This is a genomic window from Pseudomonas sp. Irchel 3A7 (assembly GCF_900187565.1).
Classification (GTDB): Bacteria; Pseudomonadota; Gammaproteobacteria; order Pseudomonadales; family Pseudomonadaceae; genus Aquipseudomonas.
Window position 1 is genome coordinate 1 of record NZ_FYED01000012.1, and the last position, 16,592, is coordinate 16,592.

15 protein-coding genes, 4 tRNA genes and 1 pseudogene are annotated in these 16,592 nt (G+C 59.3%); 6 read left to right on the top strand and 14 right to left on the bottom strand.

The features are described from left to right. The 6 genes from CKW21_RS19650 to CKW21_RS19675 all read right to left on the bottom strand — a co-directional run. A partial coding sequence (locus CKW21_RS19650; protein WP_256590290.1) for a DUF6531 domain-containing protein occupies positions 1-1,804 on the bottom strand: 1,804 nt, incomplete at its 3' end. A gap of 219 nt (positions 1,805-2,023) precedes the next feature. Beyond that, positions 2,024-2,431, bottom strand: coding sequence for a sel1 repeat family protein (locus CKW21_RS19655; protein ID WP_095195601.1), 408 nt, complete (start codon positions 2,429-2,431; stop codon positions 2,024-2,026). Next, positions 2,432-2,803, bottom strand: coding sequence for a hypothetical protein (locus tag CKW21_RS19660; RefSeq protein ID WP_003223109.1), 372 nt, complete (start codon positions 2,801-2,803; stop codon positions 2,432-2,434). Continuing rightward, positions 2,800-3,141, bottom strand: a complete 342-nt coding sequence (locus CKW21_RS19665) for a helix-turn-helix domain-containing protein (RefSeq protein WP_095195602.1) — start codon at positions 3,139-3,141, stop codon at positions 2,800-2,802. The genes CKW21_RS19660 and CKW21_RS19665 overlap by 4 nt, the downstream gene beginning before the upstream one ends. Positions 3,142-3,255: 114 nt before the next feature. After that, positions 3,256-3,711, bottom strand: a complete 456-nt coding sequence (locus tag CKW21_RS19670) for a YkvA family protein (protein WP_095195603.1) — start codon at positions 3,709-3,711, stop codon at positions 3,256-3,258. 291 nt (positions 3,712-4,002) lie between these two features. Further along, complete coding sequence (locus tag CKW21_RS19675) at positions 4,003-4,716, bottom strand: FKBP-type peptidyl-prolyl cis-trans isomerase (RefSeq protein ID WP_095195604.1); 714 nt, start codon at positions 4,714-4,716, stop codon at positions 4,003-4,005. A 269-nt stretch (positions 4,717-4,985) separates the two neighbouring features. On the opposite strand from CKW21_RS19675, the gene CKW21_RS19680 reads away from it, so the two are divergent. Next, positions 4,986-6,788 carry a di-heme-cytochrome C peroxidase gene (locus tag CKW21_RS19680; protein ID WP_095195605.1) on the top strand — a complete coding sequence of 601 codons (1,803 nt, stop codon included), beginning with the start codon at positions 4,986-4,988 and terminating at the stop codon, positions 6,786-6,788. A 16-nt stretch (positions 6,789-6,804) separates the two neighbouring features. After that, complete coding sequence (locus tag CKW21_RS19685; protein WP_095195606.1) at positions 6,805-7,941, top strand: catalase family protein; 1,137 nt, start codon at positions 6,805-6,807, stop codon at positions 7,939-7,941. A gap of 8 nt (positions 7,942-7,949) precedes the next feature. On the opposite strand, the pseudogene CKW21_RS31885 reads toward CKW21_RS19685, so the two are convergent. From CKW21_RS31885 to CKW21_RS19705, 5 genes and pseudogenes are all read right to left on the bottom strand, one after another. Then, positions 7,950-8,033 (bottom strand): annotated as a pseudogene (locus CKW21_RS31885) (outer membrane lipoprotein carrier protein LolA); the annotation flags it as partial. 124 nt (positions 8,034-8,157) lie between these two features. Beyond that, a tRNA-Asp gene (locus tag CKW21_RS19690) sits at positions 8,158-8,234 on the bottom strand. 15 nt (positions 8,235-8,249) lie between these two features. Beyond that, positions 8,250-8,325 (bottom strand) — tRNA-Val (locus CKW21_RS19695). A gap of 199 nt (positions 8,326-8,524) precedes the next feature. Then, positions 8,525-8,601 (bottom strand) — tRNA-Asp (locus CKW21_RS19700). Between the two features lie 19 nt (positions 8,602-8,620). Then, positions 8,621-8,696, bottom strand: a tRNA-Val gene (locus CKW21_RS19705). 160 nt (positions 8,697-8,856) lie between these two features. Here CKW21_RS19705 and rdgC point away from each other — a divergent pair. The 3 genes from rdgC to sugE all read left to right on the top strand — a co-directional run bounded on the left by rdgC (position 8,857) and on the right by sugE (position 11,335). After that, positions 8,857-9,777 (top strand): recombination-associated protein RdgC, encoded by a 921-nt coding sequence (rdgC, locus tag CKW21_RS19710; protein WP_008060875.1) that lies wholly within the window; start codon positions 8,857-8,859, stop codon positions 9,775-9,777. A gap of 145 nt (positions 9,778-9,922) precedes the next feature. After that, a complete protein-coding gene (locus CKW21_RS19715) occupies positions 9,923-10,888 on the top strand; it encodes a bile acid:sodium symporter family protein (RefSeq protein WP_095195607.1) in 966 nt (321 codons plus the stop codon). Positions 10,889-11,020: 132 nt separating this feature from the next. Next, a complete protein-coding gene (sugE, locus tag CKW21_RS19720; protein ID WP_095195608.1) occupies positions 11,021-11,335 on the top strand; it encodes a quaternary ammonium compound efflux SMR transporter SugE in 315 nt (104 codons plus the stop codon). 96 nt (positions 11,336-11,431) lie between these two features. Here the strand turns inward: sugE and CKW21_RS19725 are convergent, their stop codons facing one another. The 3 genes from CKW21_RS19725 to CKW21_RS19735 all read right to left on the bottom strand — a co-directional run bounded on the left by CKW21_RS19725 (position 11,432) and on the right by CKW21_RS19735 (position 15,897). Further along, on the bottom strand, positions 11,432-13,306 hold the full coding sequence (locus CKW21_RS19725) for an MFS transporter (protein ID WP_095195609.1): 1,875 nt from the start codon (positions 13,304-13,306) through the stop codon (positions 11,432-11,434). 96 nt (positions 13,307-13,402) lie between these two features. Beyond that, positions 13,403-14,554: a TDT family transporter gene (locus CKW21_RS19730; RefSeq protein ID WP_095195610.1), complete on the bottom strand. Its 1,152-nt coding sequence runs from the start codon at positions 14,552-14,554 to the stop codon at positions 13,403-13,405. A 146-nt stretch (positions 14,555-14,700) separates the two neighbouring features. Continuing rightward, entirely contained in the window at positions 14,701-15,897 is a 1,197-nt protein-coding gene (locus CKW21_RS19735) for an MFS transporter (protein WP_095195611.1), read from the bottom strand. 152 nt (positions 15,898-16,049) lie between these two features. Here CKW21_RS19735 and CKW21_RS19740 point away from each other — a divergent pair, with 152 nt between their 5' ends. After that, positions 16,050-16,586, top strand: a complete 537-nt coding sequence (locus CKW21_RS19740; RefSeq protein WP_095195612.1) for a TetR/AcrR family transcriptional regulator — start codon at positions 16,050-16,052, stop codon at positions 16,584-16,586. Positions 16,587-16,592 lie beyond the last annotated feature (6 nt).

Here is a 16,592-nt window from a genome sequence, read left to right on the forward strand (position 1 = left end):
CATTGGTCGCTTCGATCAGCCGGCCGCGGGCGTCGTAGCGGTAGCTGACCAGCGTCTGTTGCGTCACCCAGGCCGGTGGCTGGTCGTCGCCGAGGTCAAAGCGCTGGTAGTCGATGGCGATCAAATGACGGCGGTCGTAGCGCAACAGCAAGCAGCGCCCGGCGCCGTTGTCCAGGCGCTGGATGCGCTCGGCCAGATCGCGCTGCACGCTCAAGCGGTTGCCGTAGGCGTCGCTGATCGCGCTCAAGCGGCCGTCGTGAAAGTGATAAAAACGCGGCGACTCGCCGGCCAGCGCCAGGATCAGCTCTTCAGGATCGTCCCCCAGGTAGATCGCCGCCCGCGACAGGCTGTTGTGGATCGCCGGGCGCGCCAGGCTCGGTAGCGGAAACGGCGTGCGGCGGTTTTCGGCGTCGATCCACAGCACCGTGTCGCCGTCGAGCTCCAGGCGCTGGCTCAGCGAATGGCTCCAGCCGAAACCGAGGCCGCTGTCGAGCTCCACGGCGCTGGTGCGATAGAGGCGGGTGAACTCAAAGGGCAAGATGCCGTCGAGGGTGCCGTCGCTGAGGGTCAGCAGTTCCTCGCCGCTGACCAGCGACAGCGGGCAACCGTGGGTGGCGGTGTGGGCGGCGGTATCGGCGCTGTCGCCGTTGGGGTTTTTCGCTTGTTTCGAAGCATCGTCGTGGGCTTCGTCTTTTTTTACCCTAGTGTTGTTGCGCGCCTTCCAGCGCAGCTGCATCCGGCCTTTTTTCAGCCCCGCTGTGACACCCCGGGCGGCGATTTTTTTGTAGTGCTCCACAAAACCCATGAAGGTATTGAGGATCGAGAACAGCGCCTCGACGAGCCGCATTACCGCGTTGATCAATTGCGCGCCGCGTCGGGCCAGACGCATTTTCAGGTAGGCAATCCCGCCCCCAGCCGTAGCGCAGGTCAGGACGATGGCGATAAGGATGTCGATCAGCAACTCCACCATCCGCATCGACACGGCCTTGGCGATTTCACCGGCGATCACGCTAGGTGGCAGCATTTCCAGCCAGAGGCTGGCAGCACGCAACAGCAGACACAGCACTGCCTCGTCACTGGCCAGCAGTTGCAGGTTTGCCATCGCTTGCGGCGTGTCTTGCGCCAGTTTCTTCAGTTGCTCGACACCGTGGCCGAGTCGATCAGCAAACTGGCCAGGATCCTGCAAAATGTCCGACAGCAGCTGGATGCTGTCCCACACCCCCTCGATGGCCGCCCAACTGCCGGCCAACATCCCGTTGCCCACGGCCAGCAAAGTCGACTGCGACCACTGTGGTTTGAAGGCACTCCATTCGCTGCGCAGCCAGGTTTCCAGCGTCTGCGTCAGCCCGTCGTAGGATCGGAAAAGCTCATCCAGCTGCTCCGGTGTGACCTCGTTTTGCACCCGCAAGCGGTAAGACTCACCGGATAAGCAACTGAACTGCCCCTTGCCGTTTTCATCGAGAGTGATCGGCGTCGATTTGCCGCTGCCCAGCGCAATCACGTCGACCTGAATGTTCCCCAGCGGCACGTCATACACCGACTCGAACTGACTCTCGATCTGCAGTGGTCCGCCTGTCGAACACTGAGTAACCGTCGAGATAAAGTCGTCATCGCCGCTGCTGACCACAGTGGTGGTATTGCCAAACTTGATCACCCGCTCCATGCCAAACAGTGAGGGCATGTCCGCGACATGGCTGAGCCGGTCAGCGCTCTGGTTGAACCAGTGCGCAAGCTGTTGGCGATAGAGGGTCAGGGTGTCGGGAAAATGCTCGAGCTCCTGTTCGATCCGGGCGATGTGATCCATCAGCCCACCGACAGGCAAAAAGCCGAGTGAAGAACCGGGTCGAACATGAACAATCTCTCGCGCAGAAAGTAGGGCGCGAGGGACTGTGCGGGGGATCAGCGGGGAAAGAAGTCAGGCAAGGATGATGTTGATGTAGGGCGTTTCGCTAAAACCTCTTCACCCATAAAAAATGGCGCAGAAGTCTCCTCCTGCGCCACTTGGCTCTGTCAGAAAAATCGGTTACTTCGTGGAATTGCGTGAAGCCAGTTCCTGGAGTTTGATCTGCGCCAGAGGATGCCCGGCCTTCGCGGCAATCCCCCAGAACCGCGCCGCTTCAGCCGGATCCGGCGCCTTGCTCGCGCTCCCGGCGAGGCTGATCACACCCACCTGATAAGCCGCTTTGCCATCACCGGCCAGCGCCGCCAGACGCAGCAGGCGGACACCCTCTTCACGTGCCCCCAGACCGACGCCCCTAAAGGTCAGGATGTGGCCATAGAAGCTCTGGGCACCGACATCGCCCAGGTTCGCCATACGGGCGAACTGACCTTCAAGCCAGCTCCAGCCACGGGGGTTGCGTACAATCCACGGCCAGTGAAACAGCCTGCGCGCCAGCCAGTAACCGACCCGCGCCTTGAGTCGTAAAAACACTCAAGCCTCCGCCGATTCGGGGTACTCGTATTCGAACACCCGCACCACTTCCGAGGCATGCCAGGACGCAGCGGCAACGCCGTCGGACGGCCCGGAAAATCGCCCGAGACGCTCGACACACTCAAAGAAACCGGTGCGCGGCAAACGGCTGGCCCCCTGGCTGATCACCAGCGAACTGCGCAAGGGCTGCTCGGCCTTGGCATCCAGCGCCGCCAGATGTTCAAGCGCGGCGGTCAGGGTTTGCATGGCGGGCGTGGGAAGCTGCAAACGCTCCAACAACGCCCGATAAGTCAGGAGATGACGCTGACGGCGCGCCTGATCCAGCTCGCCCAGCAGTCCGTCCCAATGTTGACGACTGATGCGTACGCTCACGATTCATCCCTCCACCCTGGCACCGTCAACTCCCAGGCCAGACTGCGGCGAATCGCAGCGTCGGGCTGACGCTCGCCACTTTCGATCATGGCCAGATAAGACGGGCTGATGCCTACCGTGCGGGCGAGCGCCTCGATGGCGATGCCCTTCCCTTCGCGCAAACTGCGTAGTTGATCAAGACCTGGAAGAATCGGGTCCTGGGTTGTCGCCAGCGGCGCCGGGGCCGGCTGCGACGGTGCTTCGTTGATGCCTGCTGCTTTCAGTAGAGCCTGATACTGAGCCCACGGCAGAACCGCATATTCTGGTTCGCCTTCGCGTGTAATTATCTGAATATCCATGACTACCCCGTAGGACAACAACACTTAGCGAGTCGGCACTTTTCCCTAGAAGTGTAATCCTAACAGCGGCTAAGGTCGCGGGGGGGATCTATCTGTGGATGAGACTTGATTGACTCAGCGTTTTTTCGGCCCCTGAAGTTGAAGTTGCTCAGGGGTATCAGGCAGGCGCTCAACCACCGCGAGCTTTTCCGGCGCCTGACGTTTGCGCCAGGCGCGGAAGGCATTGAGTTCATCGTCGAGAACTTTCATCAGCCAACCCAGCACCGCGATGTCATCGAGCATGCCGAACATGGGAAGGAAATCCGGGATCGCATCCAGCGGGCTGAGAAAGTACATCAGCCCTGCCACCACCGATATCACGGCCTTGGGACTGATGGCGCGATACTCACCGCGCCAGTACGCCAGGCAAAGTGCCTGCAGCAGGCGCAGATCGTCTTTAAGTTTGCCCAGCCGATTGCCCTGACTGGCACCTTTACTGGCCACCGCAAACAACAAGGTCGGTAACCGCCCACGTGCGAGCAGACGTCCGGCGAGCGGCAGGAAACGAGCAAAATTCCAGGGTGTTTTCATGATGACTCCCACGGAAATGTTATCCACACAAATTGTGGATAACCTTGTGAACAGAGCTGCTTTTCACGGCTGAAAGCCCCGCTGTACAAGGGCTGAGCTTAGATCGGGCGTTTTTTACTCATCGAAAAAAACCCAATAATTCATTGACTTGGCGGTCTGACGCAGATACCGCCGGCCCTACACAGGCTATGACTCCAGCCTACAGCATCGGTTCGCTTTGTGTACCCGTGCCGGACACCAGATGCAACAACGCCCCGCATAACGGGGCGTTGTTTTCAAAGCAGACGCGGATTACTTGGCAGCGTCTTCTTTGGCTGGATCCTTGATTGCCAGCAGTTCCAGGTCGAAGACCAGTACCGAGTTGGCAGGGATCGCCGGGCTTGGGCTTTGCGCGCCGTAAGCCAGTTCGCTAGGAATGTACAGTTTGTACTTCTCGCCAACGTGCATCAGTTGCAGGCCTTCGACCCAACCTGGAATCACGCCGCTGACCGGCAGATCGATCGGGCTGCCGCGCTCAACGGAACTGTCGAAAACGGTGCCATTGGTCAGCTTGCCGGTGTAGTGAACGGTCACTACGTCAGTCGGCTTTGGCTGAGCGCCATCGGCTTTCTTTTCCACTTCGTACTGCAAGCCCGAAGCGGTCGTCACGACGCCAGCTTTCTTGGCGTTTTCTTCAAGGAACTTCTTGCCGGCGGCTGCCGACTCTTCGCTCATCTTGGCCATACGCTCTTCGGCACGCTTTTGCAGTGCAGCGAAGGCTTCAACCAACTCTTCGTCCTTGAGTTTCTGTTCTTTCTTGCCGATGGCATCTTCGATGCCTTGGGCTACGGCTTTGGAATCCAGGTCATCCATGCCTTCCTGAGCCAGGCTCTTGCCCATGTTCAGGCCAATCCCGTAGGAAGCTTTTTGCGCCGGGGTTTTCAGCTCTACGCTGGTCTGCGAGTCGCAACCCGCGAGTACCAGGCTTACCAGGGCCACCGCCGCCGCCAACCGATGCTGTTTCATGCTATTTCCTTGTTCATGCGCCTAAAGGGCAATCGAGTAAAGCCGCGAGCTTATCAGGCGGCCACGACCAATGGCTACCGGCATGAGAGCCGGAGATTTCTGATAAGTTCAGGTGTTTAAACGCTTTTCGGAGTGTAGATGATGAAACTTCTGTCATCTGGTTCCCACACAAGCAAATTCCGCCTCCCACCACATCTGGCGTAATGGCCACTTGCCGCGCACCTGGCGCTCAGGCATAACGGAAGAACAAATCGACAAGGAAGTTTATCTTGCGCCTCTTATTCCGCTTGCTGGCTCTGATCGTGGTCCTGTTGTTAGTAGGCTTGGCCGTCGTCTTGTACTACGTCGTCAATCCGAAACTACCGCTCTGGACGCCCGCGCAGAAGGTGCATTACCTGGAGCAATGGAGCGCCGCCGACCGCGAAGCCTATTACTTCACGCCCCAGGGCACCCAGGTCAAAGGTCTGCGTTACGAGTGGTTCAACGCTCTCGAACTGCCCTTCTCAAAACAGCGCTTCGCCGCCCCCGAATACCTCGCGCGCTTCGGTTTCCTGATCGACCCCGACCAGAAACCCACACCGGCCAACCCCGACAAGCTGCCGGTGGGCTTCGCCCGGCATCAGAATCCCGGCAGCACGGATACGTTTCTGGATATTACCTGCGCTGCCTGCCACACCGGCGAACTGCGCTTCAACGGTCAGGCCGTGCGTATCGACGGCGGATCGGCGCAGCATGTTTTGCCCTCCAGTGTTCCCACATTGAAAGGGGGCAGTTTCGGACAAGCACTGGTGGCGAGCCTGTTCGCGACTTACTACAACCCGTGGAAGTTCGAAAATTTCGCACGCAAGGTCCTGGGTACCGACTATGAGACGGGGCACGAACAACTGCGCAAAGAGTTCAAGAAGTCCCTCGATACCTTCCTGAAAGTAGCGTGGAACGACACCCATCGCGGGCTCTACCCGACCGAAGAAGGTCCGGGACGCACCGACGCCTTCGGGCGCATCGCCAACGCCAGCTTCGGCGATGCGATTTCTCCCGCCAACTACCGGGTGGCCAACGCCCCTGTCGACTATCCGCAACTGTGGGACATGTGGACCTTCGACTGGGTGCAATGGAATGGCTCGGCGCAGCAGCCCATGGCGCGCAATATCGGTGAAGCCCTGGGCGTAGGCGCCACGCTGAACTTCTTCGACAACAACCGGCAGCCACTGATGGGGGATGACCGTTACCCCTCCAGCGTTCGCGTGCGCGATTTGCATTTGATCGAAGAAACCCTGCAACGGCTGGAACCACCCGCCTGGCCGGAAGCGTTGCTGGGGACAATCGATAAACCCCTGGCCGCCAAAGGTCGTGCCCTGTTCAGCGAAAACTGCGCCGGCTGCCACGTACCCCGGGTCACCCAGGGCGAAGGGCGATACGTGCAGCACTTGAAAATGCTTGCGGTGGAATTCATCGGCACCGACCCTGGCGCTGCCAACAACATCGCCGACCACCGCTTCGACCTCACGGCGCTGCAATGGAACCAGAAGGAGCTGGAGCAACTGGACGTCGAACCCAAGCCCACCGAGCCCCTTGATCTGAGCCAGATGTCGGTGGCCAAGGGGTTGGCCTATGTCACCGCTTTCGTTGAAAACCGCGCTTATCGCGACGCCAGTATCACCCCGGCCGAACGACCGCAAATGGACGGCTTCGGCCTGCCTATCGGCGTACGTGAACTACGGGCCTATAAGGCTCGCCCGTTGGCAGGCGTGTGGGCGACCGCGCCGTTTCTGCACAACGGCTCGGTGCCGAGCATTTATCAACTGCTCTCGCCGCAGGATGAACGCGCAACGACCTTTTACAAAGGCACGTTCGAGTACGACCCGAAACACCTGGGCTATCGCACCGAAGCCTTCACCAATGGTTTCCTGTTCGACACGCGCATTACCGGCAACCACAACAGTGGTCATGAATTCCGCTCCGGCAAGCTCGGCAACGGTGTAATTGGCCGTCTGCTGCAACCGCAAGAGCGCTGGGCGCTGATGGAGTACCTGAAAGTGCTGGGCGGCCCGCTGGAGTCGCAATTGCCATGATCAAAAGGAACTCCCCATGCTGAAGACTCTCTGGCTGCGCTTGGGCGCGTTTCTCGGCAAGACGCTGCTCTGGCTGTTGGGGCTTGGGCTGCTTGGCTGGGCGCTGGCCACGGCGTGGTTTGCCTGGCAACACCGCGGGCCGGTATCGGCGCAGGAACTGATCCCGGACGGCGAAGCGGCGATGACTCAGGACATCATCCAGACCGCCGTGCGCATCGTCGATCAACACCGCGAAAGCACTCGCTATCTGCGCGATGCCCACGCCAAGGCTCACGGCTGCGTGGAGGCTGAAGTCCAGGTGTTACCGGATCTGGCCAGTGACCTGCGCCAGGGTGTGTTCAGCGAACCCGGCAAGAACTGGAAGGCGACCATGCGCCTGTCCAATGGCAACGCCTACCCGCAGTTCGACAGCATCCGCGATGCCCGGGGCATGGCCATCAAACTGCACGAGGTGCCGGGCAAACAACTGCTGAGCAGTCAGCAGCCACGAGGCGAACAGGACTTCGTGATGTTCAGCCATCCGAATTTCTTTGTCAGCGATGTCGCCGAGTATCGTCAGAATGTCGCTGCTCAGGCAGACGGCAAAAAAATGATGGCGTTTTTTCCAGGCTGGGACCCGCGCACCTGGCAGGTGCGTCATCTGTTTATCGCCCTGGCGACGCTGTCCCCTGCCCCACCCAGCCCGACCCAGACGACCTATTTTTCGGTTTCACCCTACAAATACGGTGAGGCCAATGCCAAGTTTCGTGTGATGCCCGACCCTGAAAGCTGTCCGGACTACAGCTTGCCAGCACAAAATCAGAAGCTGCCGAACTTCCTGCGCAGCGCGCTGAACCAGCAATTATCCACAGACCGGGTGCCGGCGTGCTTCGTCTTGCAGATTCAGCGTCAGGACGCAAACAAGTACATGCCGATCGAAGACACCAGCATTGAGTGGCGCGAGAGCGATTCACCCTTCCAGACCGTAGCGCGGATTAAAGTGCCAGCCCAGGACTTCGACACGCCTGCGCTGAACCTGCAATGCGATAACCAATCCTTCAATCCCTGGTTCGGCCTTGAGGCCCATCGCCCCATTGGCGGCATCAACCGCTTGCGCAAAGCTGTCTACGAGGCCGTCAGCGATTACCGACATGCCCGCAATGCCGGGCAATAATTCGATATCCACACTGTAGGAGCGAGCCTGCTCGCGAAAAACCCGAGAGCACCACGGGGCGTCAGATTTCCCGCGTTATCGTTGACGACCATCGCGAGCAGGCTCGCTCCTACAGAAAACGCGACGGGAAAAGCCAAACGCCAGACAGCAAAAAGCCCGCATCAAGCGGGCTTTCTGTGTGGTGACCTGGCGTTCAGTGTTCCAGGTTACCGAATATGGCGCAGCGGACGGGACTCGAACCCGCGACCCCCGGCGTGACAGGCCGGTATTCTAACCGACTGAACTACCGCTGCGCGTAGCGTTGAAAGTGGTGGGTGATGACGGGATCGAACCGCCGACATTCTGCTTGTAAGGCAGACGCTCTCCCAGCTGAGCTAATCACCCTTTACCTTCGTTGCGGGGCGCATTGTGCCACAGATTTTCATAAAGTGTTGATTTAATTGATAAATTTTTCAAAAAAATCTGAAAACCGGTGAAACGACACGTCCTGCAGGAACCAAAGTCAAACTTCAGGCAGAAAAAAGCCCGCATCAGCGGGCTTTTCCGTGGTGACCTGGCGTTCAGTGTTCCAGGTTACCGAATATGGCGCAGCGGACGGGACTCGAACCCGCGACCCCCGGCGTGACAGGCCGGTATTCTAACCGACTGAACTACCGCTGCGCGTAACACTGAATGCGAATGGTGGGTGATGACGGGATCGAACCGCCGACATTCTGCTTGTAAGGCAGACGCTCTCCCAGCTGAGCTAATCACCCTTCACGTTCGGTGTGGCGCGCATTCTACGGAGCGACCCTACCTCTGGCAAGCACTTTTTTAATTAATTTTTTCATGCCTTCCAAAGGCTTAGAGAAGGGTTGGCCTATGGCACACGGAGGACAATAATGCCCGCCTTTGTATAAAGGAGAGACTCACCCCATGTGGTTCAAAAACCTGCTTATCTATCGCCTAACCCAAGATCTGCCTGTTGATGCCGAGGCGTTGGAAACTGCACTGGCCACCAAACTGGCGCGCCCCTGTGCAAGCCAGGAGTTGACCACCTACGGTTTCGTCGCACCGTTCGGCAAAGGCGAAGATGCGCCTTTGGTACACGTCAGCGGCGACTTCCTGCTGATCAGCGCGCGCAAGGAAGAACGCATCTTACCGGGCAGCGTCGTCCGTGACGCGGTGAAGGAAAAGGTCGAAGAGATCGAGGCCGAGCAAATGCGCAAGGTCTATAAAAAAGAACGCGACCAGATCAAGGATGAAATCATCCAGGCCTTCCTGCCGCGCGCCTTTATCCGTCGCTCGTCGACCTTCGCCGCCATCGCGCCGAAACAGGGCCTGATCCTGGTCAACTCGGCCAGCCCGAAGCGCGCCGAAGACCTGCTGTCCACCCTGCGCGAAGTGATTGGTACGCTGCCGGTGCGCCCGCTAACCGTGAAGATGTCGCCGACCGCGACCATGACCGAATGGGTCACCACCCAGAAAGCCGCGGACGATTTCTTTGTGCTGGACGAGTGCGAACTACGCGACACCCACGAAGACGGCGGTATCGTGCGTTGCAAGCGTCAGGACCTGACCAGTGAAGAAATCCAGCTGCACCTGAGCACTGGCAAAGTGGTCACTCAGCTGTCGCTGGCCTGGCAAGACAAGTTGTCCTTTGTCCTCGACGACAAAATGGTGGTCAAGCGCCTGAAGTTCGAAGACCTGCTGCAAGACCAGGCGGAACAGGACGGTGGCGATGAAGCCCTCGGCCAGCTGGATGCCAGCTTTACCTTGATGATGCTGACCTTTGGCGACTTCCTGCCGGCACTGGTTGAAGCGTTGGGCGGGGAAGAGACTCCACAGGGGATCTAAAGCCTACCGGTTCTCCTGTGGGAGCGAGCCTGCTCGCGAAAGCGGTCTGTCAGTCGACAAAAATGTTGTCTGAAATGACGCCTTCGCGAGCAGGCTCGCTCCCACATTTCTTTTTGCGGTGTTACTCAAAATTAAGGATCAGGCCATGCGCGCACTGGCTGCATTGAGTCGTTTTGTCGGCAACACCTTCGCCTACTGGGTACTGATTTTCGCCGTCGTGGCGTTCCTGCAACCGGCATGGTTCATCGGTCTCAAGGGCGCCATCGTGCCGCTGCTGGGGTTGGTGATGTTCGGCATGGGCCTGACCCTCAAGCTCGAAGACTTCGCCGAAGTCGCCCGCCATCCGTGGCGCGTGGCCCTGGGCGTAGTTGCCCATTTCGTGATCATGCCCGGCGTGGCCTGGTTACTCTGCCAGGTGTTCCATTTGCCACCGGAGATCGCCGTCGGCGTGATCCTGGTTGGCTGCTGCCCAAGCGGCACCTCCTCGAACGTGATGACCTGGCTGGCACGCGGCGATCTGGCATTGTCGGTGGCTATCGCCGCCGTGACCACCCTCCTCGCTCCGCTGCTGACACCGGCGTTGATTTGGCTCCTGGCTTCGGCCTGGCTGCCGGTCTCGTTCATGGAGCTGTTCTGGTCGATCCTGCAAGTGGTGCTGCTACCGATCGTGCTGGGCGTCGTGGCCCAACGCTTGCTCGGTGACCGGGTTCGCCACGCGGTAGACGTATTGCCCTTGGTGTCGGTGGTGAGCATCGTGATCATCGTCACCGCCGTGGTTGCCGCCAGCCAGGCGAAGATTGCCGAGTCCGGCCTGCTGATCATGGCCGTGGTCATGTTGCACAACAGCTTTGGTTATCTGTTGGGCTACTTCACCGGGCGTCTGTTCAAGCTGCCATTGGCCCAGCGCAAATCCCTGGCCCTGGAAGTCGGCATGCAAAACTCCGGGTTGGGTGCTGCGTTGGCCAGTGCGCACTTTTCGCCATTGGCGGCGGTACCCAGCGCGTTGTTCAGCGTCTGGCACAATATTTCCGGAGCCCTGCTGTCGACGTATTTCCGCCGTATGAGCGAGAAAGAAGATCGCAAAATCGGCGACCAGCAGGCCACCGACTGATCCGCGATCTTGATCCAAAAACTTGATCCCCGGATTAATGCTGTGCACTCTATTGCGAAACGCGGGGACGACCCTGCGGCTCGATCGAGTCATTAATCTGGGGACGACCCCGTCAATCGATGGAGGTCTTTGATGTCCTGGATCATTCTGTTTTTCGCCGGCCTGTTCGAAGTCGGCTGGGCCGTCGGCCTGAAGTACACCGACGGTTTCACCCGTCCGCTCCCCACCGCCCTCACCGTCGCGGCCATGGCTGTCAGCCTTGGCTTGCTGGGCCTTGCCATGAAGGAACTGCCACTGGGCACGGCCTATGCGATCTGGACCGGTGTGGGTGCCGTGGGTACGGTGATTGCCGGGATCATTCTGTTTGGGGAATCGATGGCGCTGGTGCGGTTGGCCAGTGTGGCGTTGATCGTGACCGGTTTGGTTGGGCTCAAGGTTAGCGCTTAGGCCACTTCCGCTTTCGCGAGCAGGCTCACTCCCACATTTGATCGCATTTCATAGTGGGAGCGAGCCTGCTCGCGAAGGGGCCTGTACAAGCGACGACTATCTTACGGGCCCGCGCAAATCCCCCACCATCTGCTGCAATCTCGCCGGCTCCGCCACCTCAACCGCCACCGCCGGTCCCGCCACCAATGTCACCCGCGACCACAACCGGCGAAACAGTCCCTTGCCCGGATCGCGGCTGAAGAAACTCCCCCACAACCCCTGCAAGGCCAACGGAATCACCGGCACCGGCGTTTCTTCGAGAATCCGCGTCAATCCGCCCTTGAACTCATTGATCTCGCCATCGGCGGTCAGTTTTCCTTCGGGAAAGATGCACACCAACTCGCCGTCCTTCAGATACCGGGCAATGCGCGTGAAGGCTTGTTCGTAGATCCGGATGTCTTCCTGACGCCCCGCAATCGGAATCGTCCCGGCCGTGCGGAAGATAAAGTTCAGCACCGGCAGGTTGTAGATCTTGTAGTACATCACAAAGCGAATCGGCCGACGGACCGCACCGCCAATCAGCAAGGCATCGACGAACGACACGTGGTTGCACACCAGCAGCGCCGCGCCTTCATCGGGAATCAGATCAAGATTGCGATGCTCCACGCGGTACATGGAATGGCTGAGCAGCCAGATCATGAAACGCATGGTGAACTCGGGGACGATTTTGAAGATGTAGGCGTTGACACCGATGTTCAGCAACGACACCACCAGGAACAACTGCGGGATCGACAGTTCGGCCATGCTCAACAGGATGATCGAGACAATCGCCGATACCACCATGAACAACGCGTTGAGAATGTTGTTGGCGGCAATGACCCGGGCCCGCTCGTTCTCGACGGTGCGTGACTGGATCAACGCGTACAGCGGCACGATGTAAAAACCACCGAACACCCCCAGGCCAAGGATGTCGATCAACACCAGCCAGGTGTGGCCAAAGCCGAGTATCTCGATCCAGCCATGCCCTTCGACGCTGTCAGGTATTCCCCCGGAATGCCACCACAGCAGCAAACCGAACACAGTCAGGCCGAACGAGCCGAATGGCACCAGGCCGATCTCGACTTTGCGCCCGGACAGTTTTTCGCAGAGCATCGAACCCACGGCGATACCGACCGAGAACACCGTAAGAATCAGTGTCACCACGGTTTCGTCGCCGTGCATCCATTCCTTGGCATACGCCGGGATCTGCGTCAGATAAATCGCCCCGACAAACCAGAACCACGAGTTACCGACAATCGAGCGCGACACCGCCGGGGTTTGCCCCAGGCCGAGCTTCAGCGTGGCCCAGGACTGGCTGAAAATATTCCAGTTCAGGCGCAATTGCGGTGAAGCGGCGGCCGCCCGCGGGATACCACGGCTGGCCAGGTAACCGAGCACGGCAATACCGATGATCGCGATGGAAACGACCGGTGCGTAATCACTGGACGACATCATGATCCCGGCGCCGATGGTTCCGGCCAGAATCGCCAGGAAGGTGCCCATTTCCACCAGGCCGTTGCCACCGACCAGCTCATCTTCGCGCAGGGCCTGGGGCAGGATCGAGTATTTCACCGGCCCGAACAGCGCCGAGTGCGTGCCCATGGCGAACAGCGCCACCAGCATCAACCACAGATGATCGAACATGAAACCGATCGCACCGACCGCCATGATGGCGATTTCCCCGAGTTTGATCAGGCGGATCAGCGCGTCCTTGGCGAATTTCTCCCCGAACTGACCGGCCAGCGCCGAGAACAGAAAGAACGGCAGGATGAACAGCAGCGCACACAGGTTGACCCAGATTGAACGGTCACCTTCGATCGACAGCTTGTACAGAATGGCGAGGATCAACGACTGCTTGAAAATGTTGTCGTTGAACGCCCCGAGAGACTGTGTCACGAAGAACGGCAGGAAACGCCGGGTGCGCAGCAAGGTGAATTGCGAAGGGTGACTCATCTTCCATGTGTCCCTGATCAGGTAAAGAGAAGCGTGGATACAGTGATTGGAATGTCGCACGTCGATCCAGGCCACACCTTACCTAAACTTTGCCGTTCATTTCTTCAATCCCGCTATGCACGGCGAGACAAACAGCTCACCGCGCCACGCACCCAGCACCGTACGTTTGCCGACAATCAGCCACATCATTGCAAGCAGTGCCACCAGCACACAGCCGAAGACACTGAAAAACATCAGGTGCAGCGTGCTGGCCAGTTTCAACGTCGCCAGAGAATAGACACCTAGCGGGAAGGTGAACCCCCACCAGCCGAGGTTGAAAGGAATGCCGGCGCGCAGATAGCGCAGCGTGATCAGCACCGCCATCAACATCCACCACAGACCGAAGCCCCACAGCGTGATGCCGGCGACCAGGCCCAGGCCGGCCGCGATGTCACCGACACCCGGCATACCATTGGCGGCGAATATCGCCGGAGCGTCGGCACCCAACAGCAACATGCCCAGCGCGCCCGTGCCAATCGGTCCAAGCGCCAGCCAACTGGAGGCGGCCATGTTTTCGTGGGGCAGTTTATGCAGCGCCATGCGCAGCAGCAGAATGGTCAGAATGCTGAACGCCACCGGCAGGGAAAATGCCCAGAGCACGTAGCTGGTCACCAGCACCACCAGTTGCGAATGGGCATCGGCCAAGTGCGGCGCCAGCAGGCCACCGCTGGCAGCCGCCACTTCCGCCGCCACCACCGGCAACAACCAAACAGCGGTCATCTGGTCGATACTGTGTTCCTGGCGGGTAAACATCATGTAGGGAATCAACACCCCGCACGCCACCGACATCGCCACATCCAGCCACCACAACGCTTCGGCCAGCGGAACCACGCCATCGCCCCATCGCGGCAACCCAAACAGCAGAAAGCCGTTGATGATGGTCGCCAGGCCCATGGGAATGGTGCCGAAAAACATCGAAACCGTGGAATGGCCGAAAATCCGCCGCGCCTCGTCAAAAAACAACACCCAGCGTGCCGCATACAGCGCGGTGAACAACAGGAACAGCACGATATTCAGTTGCCACAGGGCTTCGGCAACGCTGTGCAAAACCGGATGGGCGATGGGCAATTGCGCCAGCGCCAGGGCCAGCACACCGGTGCCCATGGTGGCGGCGAACCAGTTTGGGGTGAACTGGCGGATGACCTCACGCGGGTGCTGCAGCTGGCGAAAAGGTTTGATACAGGGTTGGGCGGTATGGGGGCATGTCATGGTGGGCTCCTTCCTCTGGTGAGGTAGGGCCCATCATAGATCCGAATAGAATATCGATATAACGGGTAATATCTCTAACTGTTATCTATTTTGCAGATAAATACATTAAACCGTTGTCGCGAAGACTGAGCGGGCACCGCATCACTTTATGGCTGACCCGCTGCGCTGCAAGCGCTAATAGTGCGCTGACGGGTCAAAGCGAACAGTGCGCTCAACGAAAGGAGGATCAACACCGCGCAATAACCATCGGTAGTGGCGACTAAACCAAAGGTACGGGTGAGGTTGCCGGCCAGCAACGACGGCAGGCAGAACGCCAGATAACTGAGCACGTAATACGCCGACATCAACCCGGCCCTCTCGTGGGGCAAGGCCAGGGGGAACAGACTGCGCACGGCCCCCAGGAAGCCGGCACCAAAACCACAGCCGGCGACCAGCGTGCCGAGGAAAAACAAGGGCAGACTCGCGCTGTGTACGCCCAGCAAAATCAGGACAATGCCTGCTGGCAGCGAACTGGCGCCTAATCGCAACGCCAAGGCGGCCGATCGATTGCGCAGGGTGAAAATCATCAAGGCACCAGTCACCGTCAAGGTTGCCACGGTGCCCCCGCCAATCAGGTTCGACGTCGAGCCGGTGGCCGCCCGCACCAATGAAGGCGCCAGTGAGGCGTAGAAACCGCCGAGTGCCCAGGTCGAAACGTTAAGCGGCAACACGCGCCACAAGGTGGAGCGCGCCTGGACCGGCACGTGCAAGGTCGGCCGCAATGACGCCCATGCGCCCGACTGCGGCGAGACACTTTCCGGTAAACGCCACACATACACGGCCTGCATCAAAAATAAGGTCAGCAGCAGCCAGTAGGTCAAGTGCAAGGGAGCCGGTGCAAACTCGGCCAGCAAACCACACCCCATCCCGCCCAGGGCCATGCCAAGCAACGGGGCCACGCTGTTGATCAGCGGTCCCTGTTGGCGGTCGGTGTCGAGCAGGGTTGCACTCAATACGGCGGTGGCCATGCCGGTGGCAAAGCCTTGCAGTACCCGGGCGCCGATCAGCCAGGCGACATTGTCGGCGCAAATAAACAACAACATCGCCAGAATATTCAGCGCCACGGCCGTAAAAATCACCGGTTTGCGCCCCAGGTAATCCGAGAGCGAACCGACTGTCAGCAGCGCTGCCAGCAGACTCAAGGCATACACGGCAAAAATCAGCGTCAGTACAGCGTCCGAGAACTGCAACTGTTGTTGATACAAGTGGTACAACGGCGTCGGTGCCGTGGAAGCCGCGAGAAAACTGAGTAAAGTGATTGCCAGGAACCACAGGCTGGCACGGTTTGAATGAGAACTGGACATGAGATCGCTCCGCAAAAGCTAATTTTTTGCTTTTGCGGAGTGTGCTACCGGCTTGCGCTTAAAGCAAATTCTTTGTGTTAAGGTCCGATGCATGGCTTTTCAGAACCGGTGTCATCTCGCACCAGACTCCGGCGCTAGACAGGAAACACGCAATGACTACTCCCGCTTTACGTCCCGGTGGCCGCAGCGCCCGGGTCCAGGAATCGATTCATACTGCCGTGCGCGAACTGCTCGAAGAGCAGGATCGCGCTACCGTGACCGTGCCGCAGATCGCCGCAAGGGCGGGTGTTACGCCTTCGACCATTTATCGGCGCTGGGGTGATTTGTCGGCGTTGCTGGCGGACGTTGCGCTTGCGCGCATGCAACCGGAAACGGAGTCGGCCAGGACCGGCAGCTTGCAAGGTGACGTGCTGGCCTGGGCCGAACAGTATCTGGATGAAATGAGTTCAGCGCCCGGCCGCAATATGCTGCGTGACGTGCAAGCGAGCCTCAAGCCGAGCTATTGCGCGACGATCATTGGCGGGCAGTTGCAGGTTATCCTGGATCGCTATCCGGATGCGCCCAAGCCCAGTGTCGATCGGCTGATCAATATGGTGGCGGCGCCTATCGTGTTTCGAATTCTGTTTTCCGAGACGCCGCTGGACGTCGAGGAGTTGCATCGGTTGATCGAGATTGCCCTTCGTCAGTGACAATGC

Bases quoted from the DNA above. Each gene is read 5' to 3' on its own strand.
- CKW21_RS19740 (WP_095195612.1), top strand. From the start codon at position 16,050: ATGACTACTCCCGCTTTACGTCCCGGTGGCCGCAGCGCCCGGGTCCAG.
- sugE (WP_095195608.1), top strand. From the start codon at position 11,021: ATGTCCTGGATCATTCTGTTTTTCGCCGGCCTGTTCGAAGTCGGCTGG.
- rdgC (WP_008060875.1), top strand. From the start codon at position 8,857: ATGTGGTTCAAAAACCTGCTTATCTATCGCCTAACCCAAGATCTGCCT.
- CKW21_RS19725 (WP_095195609.1), bottom strand. From the start codon at position 13,306: ATGAGTCACCCTTCGCAATTCACCTTGCTGCGCACCCGGCGTTTCCTG.
- CKW21_RS19730 (WP_095195610.1), bottom strand. From the start codon at position 14,554: ATGACATGCCCCCATACCGCCCAACCCTGTATCAAACCTTTTCGCCAG.
- CKW21_RS19675 (WP_095195604.1), bottom strand. From the start codon at position 4,716: ATGAAACAGCATCGGTTGGCGGCGGCGGTGGCCCTGGTAAGCCTGGTA.
- CKW21_RS19715 (WP_095195607.1), top strand. From the start codon at position 9,923: ATGCGCGCACTGGCTGCATTGAGTCGTTTTGTCGGCAACACCTTCGCC.
- CKW21_RS19670 (WP_095195603.1), bottom strand. From the start codon at position 3,711: ATGAAAACACCCTGGAATTTTGCTCGTTTCCTGCCGCTCGCCGGACGT.
- CKW21_RS19735 (WP_095195611.1), bottom strand. From the start codon at position 15,897: ATGTCCAGTTCTCATTCAAACCGTGCCAGCCTGTGGTTCCTGGCAATC.
- CKW21_RS19665 (WP_095195602.1), bottom strand. From the start codon at position 3,141: ATGGATATTCAGATAATTACACGCGAAGGCGAACCAGAATATGCGGTT.
- CKW21_RS19685 (WP_095195606.1), top strand. From the start codon at position 6,805: ATGCTGAAGACTCTCTGGCTGCGCTTGGGCGCGTTTCTCGGCAAGACG.